We start from the raw sequence: 19,841 nt of genomic DNA, 5'->3' as shown, positions 1-19,841 counted from the left end.
CAGGTTCTGTTATATTAACTTTTTAGGGGTAAAGGTTGTCAAATTATCTAGGGTCTTTTTTCTTAATATTCGCGGTTCTATCGCTATCAGGATGCGTTAGCCAAGAGTTAGAAAAGCCTGTGTTTGTTCTGGCAAGCGTACCAATAGTTAGCCAACCGTTAGTAGTTGAGCCACTTCTACAAATTGCTACTTGGTCACCAACTAAATATCACGGTCGGTTTACAGCTATGGTATCTGGATATTTAACAGTTGTTAATAACTGTCTTGCTTTGACTAGGGATAGTAAAGAGCTAACGACGAAAGACAATACATATTTATTGGTATTAGCGGATACTTCATTTTCGTGGGATGCAGATAAAGAGAGTCTACTGTTTGAAGGAAAACCCTATAAGATTGGCGATGAGCTTTATCTTGGTGGCGGGGCATTTACTTATCCTAATGCTAACATTACAGATCACGTAAAAGTGAGCTGGATAGAATGTGGTCTAGATAAAGGTTGGTTGGGTGGTTAAGCCTAAGCAACAGCGAAAAATGTTGACAATTTATAGGCAAAATAAAAACCTCCAAATCAGTAACTGACTTGGAGGTTTATTTTTATATCAACTGTTTATACTTATTTGAAAACTACATATAGTTTTCGATACTTGGGCAAGAGCACATGAGGTTCTTATCACCATAAGCATCATCAACACGTGCCACACTTGGCCAGAACTTATGGGCACGAATGTAAGGCAGTGGGAATGCAGCTGTATCACGGCTGTACGGATGCGACCATTCGCTACTGGTAATCATCGCCGCGGTATGCGGTGCATTGACTAATGGGTTGTCCTCTAACGTCCAACCATCGTCGCCAGCTTTGGCTTTCATCGCTTCGGCTTTGATAGATTGTAGCGCACTGATAAAGCGATCTAACTCTTCTTTAGATTCAGACTCCGTTGGCTCAATCATCAAGGTGCCCGCTACTGGGAAACTCATCGTTGGCGAGTGGAAACCATAATCCATCAAGCGCTTAGCAATATCGCTTTCAGTGATGCCAGTTTCTTCCTTCAACGGGCGAATATCGATGATACATTCGTGAGCGACGCGACCGTTTTTACCAGTATAAAGAACAGGGTAGTGGTCCTTAAGCTGACTGGCAACATAGTTAGCATTTAATAGCGCAAGCTCAGTGGCTTTTAGCAAACCATCACGGCCCATCATGGCAATATACATCCATGAGATAGGTAAAATACTTGCTGAACCATAAGGTGCTGCTGATACGGCTGAGCAATCATTTTGCGCATTGTGTACAGGGCTCAAGGTATGGTTGGCCATGTATGGTGCTAAGTGTGCTTTCATACCGATAGGGCCCATGCCAGGACCGCCGCCGCCATGTGGGATACAGAAGGTTTTGTGCAAGTTCATATGCAGTACGTCTGCTCCAACATCTGCAGGCTGCATCATGCCGACCTGCGCATTCATGTTGGCGCCATCCATATAGACCTGACCACCATGCTTATGAATCAAATCGCAAATATGACGGATACCTTCTTCAAACACGCCATGCGTCGATGGATAAGTAATCATCAAGGCACCTAGATTGGCACTGTGTTCTTCACATTTAGCCGTCAAGTCATCGATGTCTACGTTACCGTTGTCATCGGTTTTGACCACGACTACTTTCATACCCATCATCATTGCGGTAGCAGGGTTGGTACCGTGCGCTGACTGAGGAATTAAGCAAACATCACGGTCTGTTTCGCCCAATGACTCATGGTAACGACGGATTGCTAATAAACCAGCATATTCACCCGAAGCGCCGGAGTTCGGCTGCATAGACACTTCATCAAAACCGGTGATGGCTTTAAGTTGCTCTTGTAAGCTATCAATCATTGCAATGTAGCCCGTGACTTGATCGCGCGGTGCAAATGGATGCACATTGGCAAATTCAGGCCAAGTAATCGGTAGCATCTCGCTGGTAGCATTCAATTTCATGGTACAGCTACCAAGTGAAATCATGCTACGGTTCATCGCCAAATCTTTATCTTCAAGCGATTTTAAGTAGCGCAGCATTTCATGCTCGGTATGATGCGAGTTAAATACTGGATGGCTCAAAATGTCATCGGTACGCAAGTGAGTGCTATCAAGTGATACGCTAGCAGTTTCAGGTAAGTCATGTGATTTGCTGACAAATAGCTGAGTTAAGACATTAAAGTCCTGCTCATCACTGATTTCACTAAACGCGACGCCAAGCTTATTGTCGCCCAAACGCCATAAGTTATAGCCGACATTGTCCGCATTTTCAAAAATCTGCGTCGCAAGTTTCTCTGAACCACAATCAACAACAACCGTATCGAAGAACTGGTCATGTACCACATTTAGATTGCTATCGTTGGCTTGTTTAATAACATCAGCGAAGGCAGTAGCAAACGCATGGATACGAGTAGCGATACGCTTAACGCCACCTGGACCATGATAAACGGCGTACATACCGGCGAGGTTGGCTAGTAAGACTTGTGAGGTACAGATGTTTGAGTTGGCTTTTTCGCGGCGGATATGCTGCTCACGAGTTTGCAGTGCCATACGTAAGGCAGTATTGCCTTGCGAATCTTTAGAGACGCCAATGATACGACCAGGTGCTGAGCGCTTGGCTTTATCAGAGAAGGCAAAGTAGGCGGCGTGCGGACCACCAAAGCCCATTGGAATACCAAAGCGCTGGGTGCTACCTAATGCAACGTCTGCACCCATATCGGCTGGTGATTTTAATAACACCAAGCTCATGATGTCGCTGACAACGCTCACGTAAGTTTTATTTTTCTTTACCGCCGTGATAACGTCGGTTAAGTCTTTCACATCGCCTTCTTGACCGACGTATTGGAAAATAGCACCGAAATAATCACCTGATTTGGCGGTTTCAAAATCACCAACAACAACCTCCCAACCGAAATATTTGGCACGAGTATTGATGACATCTAAGGTTTGTGGATAAATGCGGTCATCAACAAAAAACTGGTTTGATTTGCTCTTGCTCACACGCTTTGACATCGCCATCGCTTCTGCTGCGGCCGTTGCTTCGTCAAGTAATGACGCGCCAGCCATCTCCAAACCAGTCAAGTCAATACAAACTTGCTGGAAGTTTAGCAATGCTTCTAGACGACCTTGGGCGATTTCTGCTTGATAAGGCGTATAAGCGGTATACCAGCCTGGGTTTTCAAGGACGTTGCGTTGAATAACCGCTGGCATGCGCACGGGCGAGTAGCCTTGACCGATATAGCTCTTATTAACCGTGATGTCATCTGCCATCGCGCGCAATTTAGCTAGGGCAGCATGCTCACTCATCGCGACTGGCAAATCTAGCTCTTTATGCAACCGCACAGGCTCAGGCACGGTATCGTTAATGAAGCTCGCCATGTCTTTATAGCCAACTGCGCTGAGCAGGTCAGCTTGCTTGGTTTCATTCGAGCCTATATGACGATAGACAAATTCAGCTTCGTTGAATAAACCTTTAAAGGTATCAAACGTTGGGTTTTGAGAAATAGTCATGACAGTCCTTGGTTAAGGGAATAATAAAGGGATTGGCTAAAATAACTAACAAGAATAAATAATGATGGCTTACAGGTTTATACGTAATGGACAAACTGCTCTTGGTCAAAGCGGAACTGGGTGTTGTAGACGCCATTGTCAGCGCGCTCACCAGCACCAATCATCATAATGATATGTTGGTCGCCGCTTAAATCTAATAAGCGTTTCATAGCAGGCTCATCAAAGCCGCCCATTGGACAGCTATCAAAACCGTGTGCGCGTAGGGCAAGCATTAGGTTTTCAGCGGCAAGGGAAGCATTGTTGGTGGCCCAGTTTTTGGTGTCTTCAAAAGTGTAATAAGGTGACTTAATCGGACCTTTTACGCGTCTAAATACTTGAGTGGCACTCCATTTGACCGCTGAGACTACGTTGGCAGGACCTCGCAAAAAATCCAAGGCAACGACTTTGTTATAGTAGTCTTTGACTTTTTTTGGCACTGGCGTATCAGGGTATTCGCGCAATATCTGCTGAGCATGATCCTGCCAGACATCGGTACGAGCAACGATCGCAATTAAGCGTGCTGCGGTTTTTGCCGCATTTTGATTCATGCAGTTCTTTACTGCTCGTTTGCGATTGTCCGCATCGTCAATCACATAAAATTCCCACGGCTGCAGATTACTCGAGTTCGGCGCTAGCATGGCCAAACGTAGACAATCTGTTAACACGTCATCAGGTATCGGTGTATCGGTAAAACGACGAACGGAACGACGTGACTCAACCACTTCGCGAAACGCTTGCAGCTGCGGGGTATTATCAGGAGTGGCAAAACTTGCTTGCTTATCAGTGCTAGAGGTCATATTAGAATCCATACTGGGGATTGAATGATCAACTTAGGTCAGTATTGAGTGCAACTTTTCAATAGTGTCTGACAAGTGATGAATACGAGTAAATAGAATAGCGGTTGGCAGTAGTCAATTGAGCGATAAGTATTTTAGATAAAAACGCACAGATATCAGCTGACGCCAATATCTGTCATAACAAGTTATATTTTTTAAGCTACATTCTTTAAGGTTGCAAATAGCGATATTTCATTTCAGTCAAATACCGCTTTTATGCGAGTGAGCAAAGCTGATATTACAGCTCGTTTTCGTACTCATCAGCAGTCAGCAGCGCTTCGTAGTCAGCGATGTTGTCAGGCTTCATTCTAAAGAACCAACCTTCACCGTATGGGTCAGAGTTGATGATTTCTGGATCGTCTTCTAGTGCTTCGTTGATGGCAACGACTTCGCCTGAGATAGGCGCATAAACGTCAGAGGCAGCTTTTACTGATTCTACGACTGAGATTTCGTCGTCAACGGCGATGATGTCGCCCACGTCTGGCAATTCAACAAACACCACGTCACCCAATAGGTCTTGAGCATGGTCAGTGATACCAACAGTTATAGTACCGTCGTCTTCTAGGCGTAGCCACTCGTGGCTGGCGATGTATTTTAGTTCTGCTGGGATATTGCTCATGGTCTCTCTCCTAAGTGATAGAGGATGGTTAACAAAAATAGTGGAAGCTAATAATAGAATTTATAATGACTACGAGTCAAACTGCTGCTTGCCGTTACGGACAAACGGTAGTTTAAGTACGCGTACATCGACAAACTTACCTTTACCGCGCAAATCAATTTGTACGTTGTCATCGTCTGCTAGGGTAGCAGGAACACGGGCGATGGCGATGGAGTTTTTGAGACTAGGAGAAAAAGTACCACTAGTAATGATACCTTTTTGCTCTTTATCAGTGCCTTGATTAATGGTCACTTCCATACCTTCACGTAACACGCCACGGCTAGTCATTAATAGACCGACTTGCTTCATTGCGGTATTGTCATCTTTTGATTGTTTGCGTTTGCTGACCATAGCCTTGCGACCAATAAAGTCACGCTCGTCTTTTAGTGCTAGAGTCCAGCCCATATTGCACTCATAAGGGCTAACATCTTCATCCATGTCATGACCATATAGGTTCATGCCAGCTTCCATACGCAAGGTATCACGAGCGCCAAGACCGGCAGGTTTTATGCCATTGGCTTTTAATTGCTCAAAGAACGCCGGCGCTTCATCGCCATGCATAATGACCTCGACGCCATCTTCACCGGTATAGCCTGTACGAGCGACGAACCAATCTGTGCCTTCGATGTCTGTTAAATCAGCACCAACGAAAGGCTTAAGGGTAGCCAAAGTATCTGCCCAACTCGGTTTAACTTGCGCCAGTTTTTCAACCGCATTTGGTCCTTGTACGGCAATCATCGCAAGCTCTGGACGCTCGGTAAGGGTAATGTCAAAACCTTTAGCGACTTTTTCAAACTGTACCATGTCTTTATCGCGGGTCGCTGCGTTTGAGACGATACGGTATTCGGTAGCGTTTTCATTCATCAGGTAAACAATTAAGTCATCGATGATGCCGCCTTGCTCATTGAGCATGCCAGAATATAACGCTTTACCGACGGTCTTTAATTTATCGACATCATTGGCAAGTAGCTTTTGGAGCCATGCTTTAGCGTCAGCGCCTTTGACATCAACAACGACCATATGTGAGACATCAAACATACCGGCATCGGTGCGCACCGCTTCGTGTTCTTCGATTTGTGAACCATAATGGATTGGCAATTCCCAACCAGAAAAATCCACCAGTTTGCCGTCACTATCAACGTGAGACTGGTAAAGAGGCGTGCGTTTAGGGGCTGAATTGTTGGCTTTTTGAGTGTCGGTCATAACAAATCCTTATGTGTACATCAGTCGTACTCGGTAGAGTAATGAGCGATGTGCAGTATCATAGTAGCGAGAAGCAACATTGCAGGGTGCAAGCATTGCAACCAAGGGTAGCACAGAAAAAAAAGATAAAGCAGTAAGCCAAACCAGCGCTGAACGTCGGTTTAAGCAAAAGCCCTATCTGTCCTGTAACCTGAGATTTTCAACACGAACCATCATTTTTTTTAAGCATCTATTTGCAAAAAGATAACAATGATGTCGCATTTTCTCCCCTTCGGTGGGTAAGGCGTCGTCCGTCCTTACCGCTCTCCAGATTTGTTATGCCTTGTGTTTAAGTGTGCTACGCGATTGACGGTAGACAGCGAAACAGTCGTGGCATGTGTCTTTCAGTCCTTTTACCTGAGCGATTGGCAGGGTATATGCGCCTTCGGTGGTCTTGTTACAACTATCAGCGCAACTCATTAAATGAGTGCACTCGACATCGTGCCCAAGACTCTCTCCTGAAAAACGCTTTTATTATGAAAGGTTAATGGTTTTTTTACAAGCCACCGCATGGATTAAAGTGAATAATTTAACCAAAATGCGCTTTTTTAGAGATATTTAGGCAAATAAACCGCTAAAAAGGTCAATTTTTTGCGCCTGTACAAAGCAACATAAGGCAATCAAAAGCCATCTCTTTAAAGCCTGCTACGCAAAGCCACTATTGAAAGTCAGGCAAATTATGCTAGGCTAGCAACCATTATTCCCGTATTCCTCATTCATTTCATTTAAGCTATTTAATACAGGTTATTTAATACCAGTCATTTGATAACTGTTTTAATTGATGGTTTTTAACCTTTCGTGCTCAATAGGTGCCCTTTATGCATTGCGATATTTACAAATTTCCCAAACACAACGATATGTACGTCTATATTGCTCGTCCTGATTATCCTAACGATACCGACGAGATTAAAGACTGGCTTGGCGTATTACCGAAAGACTTCCGTGCAGGCTTAGGGCGCAGTCAGTTTGTTATGCATCTAGATTTGGCAACCACGGAAACGCTTGCGCGTGTTGATAAAGAAGAAGTATTGGCGAAATTACAATCACAAGGCTATTTTGTACAAATGCCGCCGCAAGATGTTATGCGCCGTCAAGCCGAGTTGCGCGCCCGTGAAGCACAAGACAATATCTACGACTAATGTGCTTATTTTAAAGCGTTTCTATTAAGTTGTATGGCAAGTTTATTTTACAGTACGTCTGATTTTATAAGGCAACTAACGGCAACTGAAGGTAAATATAGGTCAGTGGCCAAGTGGCAGCCAGTAATAAACAGTCATAATCGGTGCTAATAACAAGCTAACTGGCGATATGACCAATTGATAAAAAACGTTACCAAACAGTGCTCAGCATGCACTTTATTTAGAAGTCGTGATAAACTAGCAGCCTATTCAGTACAGATGTCGATGATGTAGTCGGCCCTATTTTTAGTACGAAAGAATGTACCCTATACCGCTAGACACATAACGTGTCGCCGGTGATAAATGCAGGTAACCAAACACGTATGGACTGGTTTAAAAGTATCTTACACAGCTTACCGTTGGAAGCCATCAGTGACATTCTCGGCGAGATTGCGATTTGGTGGGGGCAGCTGGTAAAAGACGTTCCAGCCGCAGACTTACCCATGTATGCGTATCTGGGCGGTGTCATTATTGTCTTGATACTTTGGCTGCTAGTTGCGCGGGTTTTGCCGCGTCCACTCGGCGGTATGAGCTGGATGATGCTCTTTGCCGTTTTATTAGCTCCCGGTACAGCTCTTGGCGACCCTAGCGTGATTGCACCGGCCAGTATCAGTGTTGTTTACGCCATTATGATGAAAGACACGGCTGGCGCGATTGCTAATATGTTGCCGATATTGGTGGTATTGGTCGTCGGTCTGTTTGTTGGCTTTGTTTGGCAACTGATTCGCGGCGCGTTTGAGTCTAGTTTAGATAAAGCCCGCAGTCGTACCGCAGAAGATACGCAAGCGACGATGCAGCTAACCACGGGTAATTACTTAACAGACAATGCTGGTTTAGCAGAGCCGTCTGCTGATTCAGCATTAATGGCCAAGCCTGAAATAACTAAACCTGAAATGGCTAAGACGGAAATAAGTAAGCCTGCAGCTGAAGTCAGTTTAAAAAAAGATGATAAGCCATTGAAGCAAGCGGATAGTGATAAGTCTGATAGGCTTTAAAGTAGAGTTAAGCAGCATTAGTTAAAATAGAAGACACCATGCGTGTCTTTTTTTATGTGAAGCATTTTTATGTAAAATCGTTTTCTGTTGGTTGAGGATATAAGCAATTAATGACTATTAAAACGATATCAGTAATATTTGTTAGCAACTGCGAACGCATGAGTATTTTGGCAATTAAAGTAGCTGTGCTAGTCTAATTCATTATTTCTTATTCACCAATTGCCCCTTAATCCCTTTAATTTATAACAATAACTGAGACTTAGTTTATGACAAACACGACCGATAAAACCAAGAAAACCTTTACCGGTACGCAAAGCTATATTGCCACCGATGATTTACAGTTAGCAGTCAATGCAGCGATGACTTTGCAAAAGCCGCTTCTTATCAAAGGTGAGCCGGGTACTGGTAAGACATTATTAGCTGAAGAGGTTGCTGAGAGTTTGGGTATGCCGCTGATTACGTGGCATATCAAATCGACTACTAAGGCTGAGCAAGGGCTGTATGAGTATGATGCGGTATCGCGCTTGCGAGATTCGCAAATGGGCGATGATAAGGTTTATGAGATTGGCAACTACATCAAGCCGGGTAAGCTATGGGACGCCTTTACCAGTAAAGAGCGCAGTGTGTTATTGATTGATGAGATTGATAAAGCAGATATCGAATTCCCTAATGACTTACTGCATGAGCTGGATAAGATGTCGTTTTATGTTTATGAGACGGGCGAGACCATTACCGCCGAGCAACGTCCTGTAGTTATTATCACTTCAAACAATGAAAAAGAGTTGCCAGATGCGTTTTTGCGTCGTTGTTTCTTTCATTATATCGATTTCCCAGAAGAAGCAACCATGCGCCAAATTATTGAGGTGCATTTCCCCGATATCCAAGAAAAGCTGGTTAATGATGCATTGGATATCTTTTATAAATTGCGTAATATTCAAGGGCTTAAAAAGCCACCATCGACGTCAGAGTTGGTTGATTGGTTAACGTTATTATTGGCAGATGATATGGCGCAAGAAGAGCTGGAAGAAAATTTGCGTGGTGAAAAGTCTATTCCGCCATTATATGGTGCACTGCTCAAAAACGAAGCTGATGTGAGTCTGTTGCAGCGCTTTGCCAATATGATGCGTCGTTAAGCGAAAGACCATTTGTCATGATTAAAGCCAATGAAACGGCTTAATTCGTAACTATATCAGCCAATAAGTGATGCGACTCTTATGTTTATCAAATTGTTCTACACCTTACGTACTTACGGCGTGCCCGTAAGTACCCGTGAGCTGCTTGACCTAAACGCTGCGTTAGATCAGGGGCTGATGATGCAGCCGCATCCTGAGAATCCAGAGCTGTCTACCTTTGCCAGTCGTGAGGACATGTATCGGCTGATTCGACTCTGTATGGTTAAAGATGAGCGCCATTTTGATAAGTTTGACCGCGCAATGGCAGATTATTTCGAGGGGGTTGATAGCCTTGATATGGATGAGCTGTTGGCCAAGTTAACGGACGTTCCTAAAGAATGGTTAGACTTACAGCTCGACCCAAAAAATCTGACCGAAGAGCAGCGGCGCTTGCTAAAAAAATACGGTTCGCTAGAGGAGCTGATGAAAGCGCTTGAAGAGCGTCTTAAAGAGCAAAAAGAGCGTCATCAAGGCGGCAGTAAATGGGTCGGTACAGGTGGGACATCACCATTTGGTGCCTATGGCGACCATCCAGAAGGGGTGCGAGTAGGTGGTGAATCGCGTAAACGTAGCGCCGCTAAAGTTTGGGAACAGCGAAAGTATCGCAATCTCGATGATGATAATCAGCTTGGTACGCGCCAAATTCAAATGGCACTGCGTAACTTGCGCCAGTTTGCGCGTACAGGAAGCGCGGATGAGCTAGATATTCATGAGACCATTAAGCGCACCGCCAAAAAAGGCATGCTCGATATTCATATGCAAGCTGAGCGCCGTAATCGCGTCAAGGTGCTTATGCTGTTTGATGTCGGCGGTAGTATGGATATCCATGTGGAAGCATTAGAAAAACTGTTTTCAGCGGCGAAGAATGAGTTTAAAACCCTAGAGTTTTTTTACTTTCATAACTGCTTATATGATTATGTCTGGAAGGACAATAATCGTCGCCATAGTGCGCCGATGCCTACCTTTGAGCTGCTCAATAAATACGGCCGAGAATATCGCGTTATCTTCGTCGGTGATGCATCGATGTCGCCCTATGAGCTGATGACGGTCGGCGGTAGTGTTGAGTATATGAATAATGAGGCGGGTATTGTTTGGCTTAAGCGGGTGCTGGCGCATTTTGATAAAGTCGCTTGGCTTAATCCTGAAAATCTTGCTTATTGGCAATATACACAAACCATCGTTGAGATTAAAAAGCTATTCGACAATAAAATGTACCCCATGACCCTGCATGGTGTGGAAGATATGACCAATTATATGGCGCGCTAGCGGATAACTATAGATAACGATAAGAATCATTTGCTTTATTTTTTATTGAAATGCGCATAAAAAATAGCCGTTATAAAATATAGCGGCTATTTTTTCTTTCTAATTTTTCGTTTCTACCTTTTTTTTCTAATTTTTTGTTTCTATCAGCCCAATCATGACGCCCATCTCTTTTTTATCATGCTTGTCGATAGTCGGTGCATACATTGCCGAAGCAATACCACCATCTAAAAATAATGCATTTGGACATTTTAAATCATCCTTAAACAGGGTGGCAAACTGATAAAAGCTCACAGGCTCTTCGCTACTGACAAACTGTAAGCTGCCATCGCTGCAAACACCGGCACCATTGCGCAGCTTAATCGAAGTGCTGTTAGGATTGAACTGCGGGTGAATTTCATTATTGATGACCAACATAGGACCTGATTGCGTGGCATACCAAGGCTGTGCTTTACCACTTTTGAGTTGCTTATCTAAAGCATTGCTTTCAGTAATTTGCACCTTGCCAGACTTATCCCACCACATAACGCCATTGGGCAATAAATGAAAGTTGCCGCCGCCTTCTTTAATATTTAACGCCCGTAGCTCTTTACCTTCGATAACCGTATAACCAATCGGCGCATAATTTTCATTATACATACCGGCGTTCATGGCAAAATTCAGCGTTTGCTCAGACGGTAATGTCGCTAGCAAAGTATCGAAAGTGAGCAGCGGCTGGTTGTTATTGGCACTGTTATCCGCTTGCTGCCAAAACAGCTGTAAAGAATAGCGTGGGTCTGATAGCGTTTGCGCGTCTATACGACAAGCGCTATAAGTAAAGGGTGCGTTTTGCGACTGGCATGACCAGTGATCTTTGGTATTATCAGCGCTGCTATCGTTCTGGTCTGTCGGCTGACAGGCGCTGATGCTTAATGCAATCAGCACTGCTGTCAAAAGATTTTGGGATGAAGTGAAAAGGGAACTTGGCATCAATGACTTGCCTTGTGGCAGGTAGATAGAAGTTGTCTATTGTAATGCTTCTACAATATTTTGTCGCTTATTTGCTGGTTCACTTATTCGCTTAGTCATCTGTATGGGGAAAGTCGCGAAAAGTATTATTGACGTTGCCAATTAACATGCCACCATCGATGATGTCTACTGAATCATCTGGGTGTTGCGTGGTAGGCGCACTGGTTTCTTTGCCTCTATCGCGTGAGTCTTTATTATAAGCAATCAGCGCGTCATTATTGGCAAGAAAGCTATCAGGATTTGCCATGACCCACATTTGGTTAAAAACGTCGGCGCGCGCATTTTGTTCAAGTAATGCGCCTTGGTCAGCAAAATAAAAGAACTTCGATAATAGCTTAATTTGTCCGTTATCTAAACGGCGCGCAATATGATAAGGCTGCAACTGGCTTGGATGCTGGAGGCCTACTGCGCCAACGATACTGGCCAGTGACTTAAGGGTGTTTTTATGGAAGCTTGCCACGCGCTCCGCTTTACTAGGCACATCGAGCGCTTTTTGGCGATATGGGTCTTGGGTCGCAACCCCTGTCGGGCAGGTATTGGTATGACACGAGCGTGATTGAATGCAACCAACGGCAAACATAAAGCCGCGCGCTGAGTTACACCAATCAGCGCCAAGCGCAATCATGCGGGCGATATCAAAGCCTGAGACGATTTTGCCACTGACACCAAGCTTGATTTTGTCACGGATACCGGCGCCAACCAAGGTATTGTGTACCAATAGAAATCCTTCAACCATTGGCATACCGACGTTGTCCATAAATTCAACGGGCGCTGCACCTGTGCCGCCTTCTGCGCCATCGATAACGATAAAATCAGGATAGTTGTTCGTCTCTATCATCGCTTTAACAATCGCCATAAACTGCCAAGGCTGACCTACGCATAGCTTAAAGCCGACAGGTTTACCGCCTGATAAGTCACGTAGCTGCTGCCAAAAAGCAACCAATTCTCGTGGCGTGCTAAAAGCGCTATGCGAAGAGGGCGAAACGCAATCTTGACCAGTTGGTACTTCACGGGTATCAGCGATTTCTTGGGTGATTTTTTCGGCGGGTAATACGCCGCCTTGACCAGGTTTTGCGCCTTGTGAGAGTTTAATCTCAATCATTTTTACTTGCGGGTCAACAGCTTTTTCCGCAAACGACTGCGGATCAAAATTACCCTGAGCATCACGGCAACCAAAATAACCGGTTCCGAGCTCCCAAATCAAATCACCACCAAATTTGCGATGATAAGGACTAATCGCACCTTCACCAGTATCATGGGTAAAGCCGCCCATCTTCGCGCCTTGGTTAAGCGCCATAATGGCATTGGCAGATAAACTCCCAAAGCTCATCGCTGAGATATTAAATACCGACATATCATGCGGCTGCTTACAACGATCGCCACCGACCACGATGCGAAAATCTTTGTTTTCTAGCGGTTGGCTGACGGCGGATTGTAAAAACCACTCTTTATCATGGGCATATAAATTGTCTAGCGTACCAAAGGCATTGGTGTCACTGACGTTTTTGGCACGTTGATAAACCAATGCACGCTGCTGGCGTGAAAACGGCACTTGTTCTTTATCGTTTTCCAATAAATATTGGCGAATTTCAGGGCGGAAATCTTCAAGCACGTAGCGGATATGGCCTGCAACCGGATAATTTCTTAAAATAGCATGCTTTAACTGTGTGATGTCATAAATCCCCAGGCACACACCGAAGCCGCCAAGAATAATTAGCCACCAATTCGCCAGTAACAGTCCGGCTAAAAACAGTAAGACCGCGGCAGCAAAGGTACTATAGCGCAAAAATACGCCGACTAAATAAGGGGAACTGGTTTTTGGTTCTGGATTCAAATTGGTACGAGATTGGGGCATAACAATACTCAACAGTAAAACATTGGAATTAAAAATGCGGCAGAAAGTTATTTCGTAACTTTGACGCTATTCGTTATTCAGTATAAAAGGATTGGATAATACTCATTAAAACAAATTAAAGCGCCATCAACTTGAGCGCCGACCATAAAGACGGGGCTCAAATTGATGGCGTACATCATACGCCTATAATATCACGGCTCCATATTAATTGAGTAACGGCTTGCTAATAATGACATGATAACGCCGCTTTTAAAGGTTTTAGCATGGCATAAACTACTTGTTAGCCAGGTAAGGGCTTAAACACCGCTTCCAATCCGCTCAGCCAATACCTGCAACTTAGGCACAATCATTGCCGCATATTCTTCCGCTTCCCAATTGGCACTCGGCACACTGGCATTGAGCGAATACGCATAATGTCCAGTAGCAACATCAAAAACACCAACGGCTACTGCCAATATATCGGTAGAAAAATCACCATCTGATACTGTATAACCATGCAATCTATAATGCTCTTCTGCATCAGATAAAGCCAACTGCGCGTGCTTATAATCTTCTGTAGATAAGTGCTCTTGTAAATTACTAAGAATAATAGCCTGTCTTGCTGGCGAGCTAGATGCATAAAAAGCGCGTCCAATAGCGGTTCGTGCGACGGGCACTGCCGAGCCAACTTGTAAATTAACTGACAGGCGAGCAGGGCTACGACAGCAAGCGTGATAGCGCATTTCTCCTTCGACTTCGGTTGCTAAATTCACTGATACCTCATTGCTACTGGCAAACTGTCGTAGCAACGGCTCAGCTGCCGCGACCATGTCGTGACGACTCCAAGCGGTAGCGCTTAATCGCACCGCACTACTACCCAATTGATACTGTCCGTGCTCAGTGAGGCGTAAAAATCCAAGCGTCATCAAAGTATGAATAAGCCGAGTGATGGTCGCTTTTGGCAGTCCGGTCATTTGACATAATTGCTGATGACTGAGCTGCTCATGTTGCTCAAAGGCTGATAATACGGTCAGTCCACGCCCCAGTGCAGTGACAAACTGTCTATCGTTATCTTCCTTACTTTGTTCAAGGACTGTATTGATTCGAGCCAGCAATGGTAAGGCTGCGGATACGTTTTTTGTCATTTTGCACTCATTTTTTTTGATAAAGGTTTACAGCGCGGTAAAACTTTGCTTAAATAGATTTAAATTATGAAACTAAGTTTCGCATAGCGGAATTGGTAAGTCAATAACCTGTGCAGTCAATCTACTTATTAATCACTACTCGTCGGTCAGGAAGACTGACATCAAGGAGATCCACATGGCAACATCTACGCGTCCAAGCTTCGATTGGGAAGACCCGTTTTTATTACGCGATCAGCTTACTGATGAAGAGCGCATGGTCACGGACAGTGCCCGTCAGTTTTTTCAAAAAGAGCTGATGCCTGGCATTATCGAAGCCAATCGTAACGAGAACTTTGACCGTAATATCATGCGTCAAATGGGTGAGATGGGCTTGCTTGGCGTAACGATTGAGGGTTATGGCTGTGCCGGTTTGTCTAGTGTCGCTTACGGTCTGATTGCCAAAGAAATCGAAGCGGTTGACTCAGGTTATCGTTCAGCGATGAGCGTGCAATCAAGCTTGGTCATGCATCCTATCTGGGCATACGGCACCGAAGAGCAAAGAGAGAGATACCTGCCTAAGCTAGCGACTGGTGAATATGTCGGTTGTTTTGGGCTGACTGAACCAGATTCAGGGTCAGATCCTGCATCGATGTCGACACGTGCGCGTGCGGTTGACGGTGGTTATGAGCTGACGGGTAATAAGATGTGGATTACCAACAGTCCTATCGCTGATGTATTTGTCGTTTGGGCAAAAGACGATGCAGGTGAGATTCGCGGTTTTATTTTAGATAAAGGCATGAAAGGTTTATCAGCGCCGAAGATTGAAGGTAAGTTTTCCCTACGTGCCTCAGTCACGGGTGAGATTGTGATGGACAAGGTGTTTGTCCCTGAAGCCAACGCTTTCCCAGATATCCGTGGACTCAAAGGTCCATTTGGTTGCTTAAATAAAGCCCGTTACGGTATCGCATGGGGTGCAATGGGTGCGGCTGAGTTCTGCTGGAAAGCAGCTCGTCAATATACGTTAGACCGTAAGCAGTTTGGTCGTCCGCTCGCCGCAACGCAGCTCGTACAATTGAAGCTTGCCAATATGCAAACAGAAATCACCTTGGGTCTACAAGCAGCATTGCGTGTTGGTCGTTTGATGGATGAAGACAATGCCGCGCCTGAGATGATTTCACTGATTAAGCGTAATAACTGTGGTAAGGCGCTCGATATCGCACGTATTGCTCGTGATATGCATGGCGGCAACGGTATCTCTGATGAGTTCCACATTATTCGTCATGTGATGAACTTGGAAGCGGTCAATACTTATGAAGGCACGCACGATATTCACGCGCTCATTCTAGGTCGTGCGCAAACTGGGATTCAAGCGTTTTATTAATAGTTAGCAGCTAATAGGTATCAGCTGATTTCTAGACTATAAACGTACGTTACTGTTTGGCTTTTTCATAAGCTGTTATAAACAGGAACGTACGTTTCTGAGTTTTTGTTAATTATTTTTATCCATCGTTGTTATGCATCATTTATTTAGCGTCTATTCTTAAAAGGTATTAAGGCATTGAAGAAAAGACAGTAAAAGCTAAATGATACATAGCAATTTTTTATCAAATCTTTATCAAAGAATAAGTTACATAATAAGGGAAGATTATGACTGATATGGCGAAAGGCGCATTATACGGTATTAAGGTGCTCGACTTGTCACGAGTATTGGCCGGTCCTTCTTGCACCCAAGTACTTGCAGATTTAGGTGCTGAAGTTATCAAAGTTGAGCGTCCGCATATCGGTGATGAAACCCGTCATTGGGCGCCGCCAAAATTCAGCGATGACACCTCCGCTTATTACGCTACCATTAACCGCAATAAAAAATCCGTTACCGTAGATATCACCACACCTGCCGGACAGACTATTATTAAGCAGCTTGTCGCGGATAGCGATATCGTGGTTGAAAACTTTAAGGTTGGTGGTTTAAAGAAATACGGCTTAGATTACGACAGTCTAAAACAAGACAATCCGCGCCTGATTTATGCGTCATTGACAGGCTTTGGTCAGACAGGTCCAGACGCCAAGCGCCCCGGTTATGATTATATTATTCAAGGCTTGTCAGGACTGATGAGCATCACTGGACCTACTGATGGCGAACCGCACAAGGTTGGCGTGGCAGTGGTTGATTTATTTGCAGGCTTGCAGCTGACCATTGGTATTCAAGCGGCCTTATTAGCGCGTCAAAATACGGGACTTGGGCAGCATGTCGATGTGGCATTGCTTGATAGTGCGCTTGCGATGTTGGCTAACGTCGGTATGAATTATCTGGCGTCCGACAAAGTGCCGCCAAGACTGGGCAATCAGCATCCCAATATCGTACCTTATCAAGTGTTTGCGGGGCAGGGTGACGCTCACTTTATCTTAGCGTGTGGTAATGACAGTCAGTTTGCCAAGCTTTGTAACGTGTTGGGTGTTGGCTGGCATAGCGACAGCCGTTTTGCGACCAATCCACAACGCGTTGCCAATCGTGAGTTATTATGCGGCGAACTAAGCAAAAAATTCGCTGAGCAACCTCGCACTTATTGGTTAGAGGTGTTGGATAAAGCCGGTATACCATGTGGGGCGATTCATAATGTCGCTGAAGCATTAGCCATGCCGCAAGCGCTGGCACGTGAGATGGTGGTTGATTTTGCCGAACAAGGCAGCCCTGTTCGCGCACTTGGTAGTCCGATTAAATTATCTGCCTCACCGGTTACTTATCGTACACCGCCACCGCAATTGAGCGAGCATACCGATAGTACGCTTGCTGATTTAGGCTATGACAGCGAAATGATAGCTAGGCTTAAAGCCGATGGAATTGTTTAGTAAAGCGCTTGCAGTATGTGCAGCACTATACTAATTGTTCCAAATAAAGCTAGGAAATGGACAGTTTTAAACAAATCAATGTTAAACAAAGGAATGTTAAGCATGAAAATATATAGCCATGGAAACCTCAGTTTGCATAGACCGTTACCGTATTTTTCTTATGGCAAGATGCATGAGCCGTTAGAGATACCAGAGCGCATGGTCGAGTTGCTAAAAGCACCAGCGGCACTAGGCTTGGAAGTAACCACTGCCACCGATGTCGGAATGGGACCAATATTAGCGGTTCATGATTTTGGCTATGTCGAGTTTCTCAAGCATGGCTATGATGAATGGATAGCGGTCGAGGAAGATTTGGGCGCGCAGGTGCAGACGGGAATTTTTGTACCTTATGACAATCCTGGTATCGGTATCATGGCAAAAGCGGCAAAATATCAGGCAGATGATAGCGCGCCCATCAGTGAGCATTCTTGGACATCTATCTATTGGTCCGCACAAACAGCGCTGAATGCTGCTGAAGCCTTGTTAAATGAAGAAACATCAAGTGCTGAGCGTGCGCAAAACAATATACAGCTTTGTTTTTCACGGCCTCCTGGCCATCATGCGCGTAAAAGCGCAGCGGGCGGATTTTGTTACCTTAATAACGCCGCCATCATCGCCGAGCACCTGCGGCAGAAATACGCAAAAATCGCCATTATAGACACCGACATGCACCACGGTCAAGGTATCCAAGAGATATTCTACGAGCGCAGCGATGTGCTCTATACCTCGGTTCATGGTGATCCGGTTAACTTTTATCCAGCAGTCACTGGGCATGAGTTTGAAAGGGGCACAGGCGCGGGCGAAGGCTATAACGTTAATTTCCCGATGCCACATGGCACCGATGAAGCTGGGTTTTTTAATTATGTTGATAAATCTATCGAGGCGATGACACTATTTGACCCTGATGTCATCGTCCATGTATTGGGTTTTGATGTGTATAAAGACGATCCAGAAGCCAGATGTGCGGTCAGTACAAAAGGGTTTAAGGTACTAGCACAAAAGATGAAAGCGCTAAATAAACCACTGATTGTTTTAGTCGAGGGCGGTTATTACCTGCAAAAGCTTAATGACAATTTGCAAGCATTTTTATCGGGGCTTATTTCAGAAGATTAACAGTTATCACCAAAATAACTGAAAGAGTTTGAAGTAAACAAGAAACTGGCAGCGTTTAAGTTTTATTTATTATCGATAAAACCCAAACGCTGCTCAATTTGCTCTGCCAATTCAATCAGTACGGCACTGACCTCAGCACGCTTGGACTCATATTCTGCTTGCAAAAAGCTGACCGCCATACCGGCAACCGCATTGCCTGACGCATTACGAATATAAGTGCCAAGGCAATACATACCTTCGCGCAGTTGCCCATCGTCAAGGGAGATGCGACTGTTTTGGATAGCCGTCAGCTCAGTGGATAAATCGGTAAAGTTATCGACACCATGCTGGGTAATGGGCGTAGGGAAACCGCTGGCATAGATGGACTTTATGCTGTCCATAGAAAAGGTAGAAAGCATGGCTTTACCCGTAGCAGAAAATACTGCTGGAACGCGAACACCAGCACGGAAAGTAAAGCCAAGCGGAGCGGGCGCTTCATGACAGGCCAAAAACACCACTTCACCAAAATCGAGCTTGGACAAAGTCACTGTATGCTGAAGAAGGGTTGGATACTGGACAATAAGATCTTTAAATAACTGAATGACGCCTTGCTGCTGCTCATACTTGCCCGCCCAATACATCAAATACGAGCCCAAATGAAAGCGGCTATCGCTGTCTTTATAGATGACATGCTTGGCTAACAGACTTTGCAGAATATTGTGGGTTGAGCTGCGCGGCAGGTTGAGCTCTTTGGCAATATGAGCCGCCGTTAAAGGTTGGGCGCTATCGGTTATCAAATCTAAAATCTGAAAAGTCTTGTCCAAAGCAGGAACGGCAGTGGTGCTCATAAGGAACCTATAAAAGTCGGTAAGTTTAAAAAAACATCAAAATAAAGCGATAATTCATCACAAAGTTGATAATAGGGGTTGCAAATATGCGTCCATCATTCTTATAATGATGTCTCATATATAGAATAGATGTTCAGTATATTG

16 protein-coding genes and 2 riboswitches are annotated in these 19,841 nt (G+C 44.7%); of the genes, 8 read left to right on the top strand and 8 right to left on the bottom strand.

The annotated features are described in order from the left end of the window. Nucleotides 1-227: 227 nt before the first annotated feature. Nucleotides 228-512: a hypothetical protein gene (locus FHS24_RS03595; protein WP_183618744.1), complete on the top strand. Its 285-nt coding sequence runs from the start codon at nt 228-230 to the stop codon at nt 510-512. Between the two features lie 112 nt (nt 513-624). Here the strand turns inward: FHS24_RS03595 and gcvP are convergent, their stop codons facing one another. The 4 genes from gcvP to gcvT all read right to left on the bottom strand — a co-directional run bounded on the left by gcvP (nt 625) and on the right by gcvT (nt 6,258). Then, nucleotides 625-3,522, bottom strand: coding sequence for an aminomethyl-transferring glycine dehydrogenase (gene gcvP / locus FHS24_RS03590; RefSeq protein ID WP_183618742.1), 2,898 nt, complete (start codon nt 3,520-3,522; stop codon nt 625-627). A gap of 77 nt (nt 3,523-3,599) precedes the next feature. Beyond that, nucleotides 3,600-4,358, bottom strand: coding sequence for a nitroreductase family protein (locus FHS24_RS03585; protein WP_183618740.1), 759 nt, complete (start codon nt 4,356-4,358; stop codon nt 3,600-3,602). Nucleotides 4,359-4,635: 277 nt separating this feature from the next. After that, complete coding sequence (gene gcvH / locus FHS24_RS03580; RefSeq protein ID WP_011280078.1) at nt 4,636-5,016, bottom strand: glycine cleavage system protein GcvH; 381 nt, start codon at nt 5,014-5,016, stop codon at nt 4,636-4,638. Nucleotides 5,017-5,085: 69 nt separating this feature from the next. Beyond that, nucleotides 5,086-6,258: a glycine cleavage system aminomethyltransferase GcvT gene (gene gcvT / locus FHS24_RS03575; protein ID WP_183618739.1), complete on the bottom strand. Its 1,173-nt coding sequence runs from the start codon at nt 6,256-6,258 to the stop codon at nt 5,086-5,088. Nucleotides 6,259-6,426: 168 nt separating this feature from the next. After that, nucleotides 6,427-6,578, bottom strand: a riboswitch (glycine riboswitch). A gap of 54 nt (nt 6,579-6,632) precedes the next feature. After that, a riboswitch (glycine riboswitch) is annotated at nt 6,633-6,768 on the bottom strand. A gap of 347 nt (nt 6,769-7,115) precedes the next feature. Here gcvT and FHS24_RS03570 point away from each other — a divergent pair. The 4 genes from FHS24_RS03570 to FHS24_RS03555 all read left to right on the top strand — a co-directional run bounded on the left by FHS24_RS03570 (nt 7,116) and on the right by FHS24_RS03555 (nt 10,908). Further along, complete coding sequence (locus FHS24_RS03570) at nt 7,116-7,436, top strand: YcgL domain-containing protein (protein WP_183618737.1); 321 nt, start codon at nt 7,116-7,118, stop codon at nt 7,434-7,436. A gap of 335 nt (nt 7,437-7,771) precedes the next feature. After that, entirely contained in the window at nt 7,772-8,470 is a 699-nt protein-coding gene (locus FHS24_RS03565; protein ID WP_227671711.1) for a hypothetical protein, read from the top strand. Nucleotides 8,471-8,736: 266 nt separating this feature from the next. Beyond that, nucleotides 8,737-9,603, top strand: coding sequence for an AAA family ATPase (locus FHS24_RS03560; protein ID WP_183618735.1), 867 nt, complete (start codon nt 8,737-8,739; stop codon nt 9,601-9,603). 81 nt (nt 9,604-9,684) lie between these two features. Continuing rightward, a complete protein-coding gene (locus FHS24_RS03555; RefSeq protein ID WP_183618733.1) occupies nt 9,685-10,908 on the top strand; it encodes a vWA domain-containing protein in 1,224 nt (407 codons plus the stop codon). 126 nt (nt 10,909-11,034) lie between these two features. On the opposite strand, the gene FHS24_RS03550 is transcribed toward FHS24_RS03555, so the two are convergent. The 3 genes from FHS24_RS03550 to FHS24_RS03540 all read right to left on the bottom strand — a co-directional run bounded on the left by FHS24_RS03550 (nt 11,035) and on the right by FHS24_RS03540 (nt 14,892). Next, nucleotides 11,035-11,874 (bottom strand): phosphodiester glycosidase family protein, encoded by an 840-nt coding sequence (locus FHS24_RS03550; RefSeq protein ID WP_183618732.1) that lies wholly within the window; start codon nt 11,872-11,874, stop codon nt 11,035-11,037. A 91-nt stretch (nt 11,875-11,965) separates the two neighbouring features. Next, nucleotides 11,966-13,768: an FMN-binding glutamate synthase family protein gene (locus FHS24_RS03545; RefSeq protein ID WP_183618730.1), complete on the bottom strand. Its 1,803-nt coding sequence runs from the start codon at nt 13,766-13,768 to the stop codon at nt 11,966-11,968. A gap of 296 nt (nt 13,769-14,064) precedes the next feature. Beyond that, on the bottom strand, nt 14,065-14,892 hold the full coding sequence (locus FHS24_RS03540; protein ID WP_183618728.1) for an IclR family transcriptional regulator: 828 nt from the start codon (nt 14,890-14,892) through the stop codon (nt 14,065-14,067). Between the two features lie 175 nt (nt 14,893-15,067). Between FHS24_RS03540 and FHS24_RS03535 the strand changes: the two genes are divergently transcribed. From FHS24_RS03535 to FHS24_RS03525, 3 genes are all read left to right on the top strand, one after another. Further along, a complete protein-coding gene (locus FHS24_RS03535; protein WP_183618726.1) occupies nt 15,068-16,252 on the top strand; it encodes an acyl-CoA dehydrogenase in 1,185 nt (394 codons plus the stop codon). A gap of 266 nt (nt 16,253-16,518) precedes the next feature. After that, nucleotides 16,519-17,718, top strand: coding sequence for a CaiB/BaiF CoA transferase family protein (locus FHS24_RS03530; protein WP_201598969.1), 1,200 nt, complete (start codon nt 16,519-16,521; stop codon nt 17,716-17,718). A gap of 102 nt (nt 17,719-17,820) precedes the next feature. Next, the gene (locus FHS24_RS03525) at nt 17,821-18,870 is read left to right on the top strand and encodes a histone deacetylase family protein (protein WP_183618724.1); all 1,050 of its coding nucleotides are present in this window, start codon (nt 17,821-17,823) and stop codon (nt 18,868-18,870) included. Nucleotides 18,871-18,932: 62 nt separating this feature from the next. Here the strand turns inward: FHS24_RS03525 and FHS24_RS03520 are convergent, their stop codons facing one another. Further along, on the bottom strand, nt 18,933-19,697 hold the full coding sequence (locus tag FHS24_RS03520; protein ID WP_183618722.1) for an IclR family transcriptional regulator: 765 nt from the start codon (nt 19,695-19,697) through the stop codon (nt 18,933-18,935). Nucleotides 19,698-19,841: the final 144 nt, after the last annotated feature.

The sequence above is a fragment of the Psychrobacter luti genome (assembly GCF_014192115.1).
Lineage (GTDB): Bacteria > Pseudomonadota > Gammaproteobacteria > Pseudomonadales > Moraxellaceae > Psychrobacter > Psychrobacter luti.
Note: the sequence above shows the minus strand (reverse complement) of the source record. Positions and strands in the feature narration are given on the sequence as shown.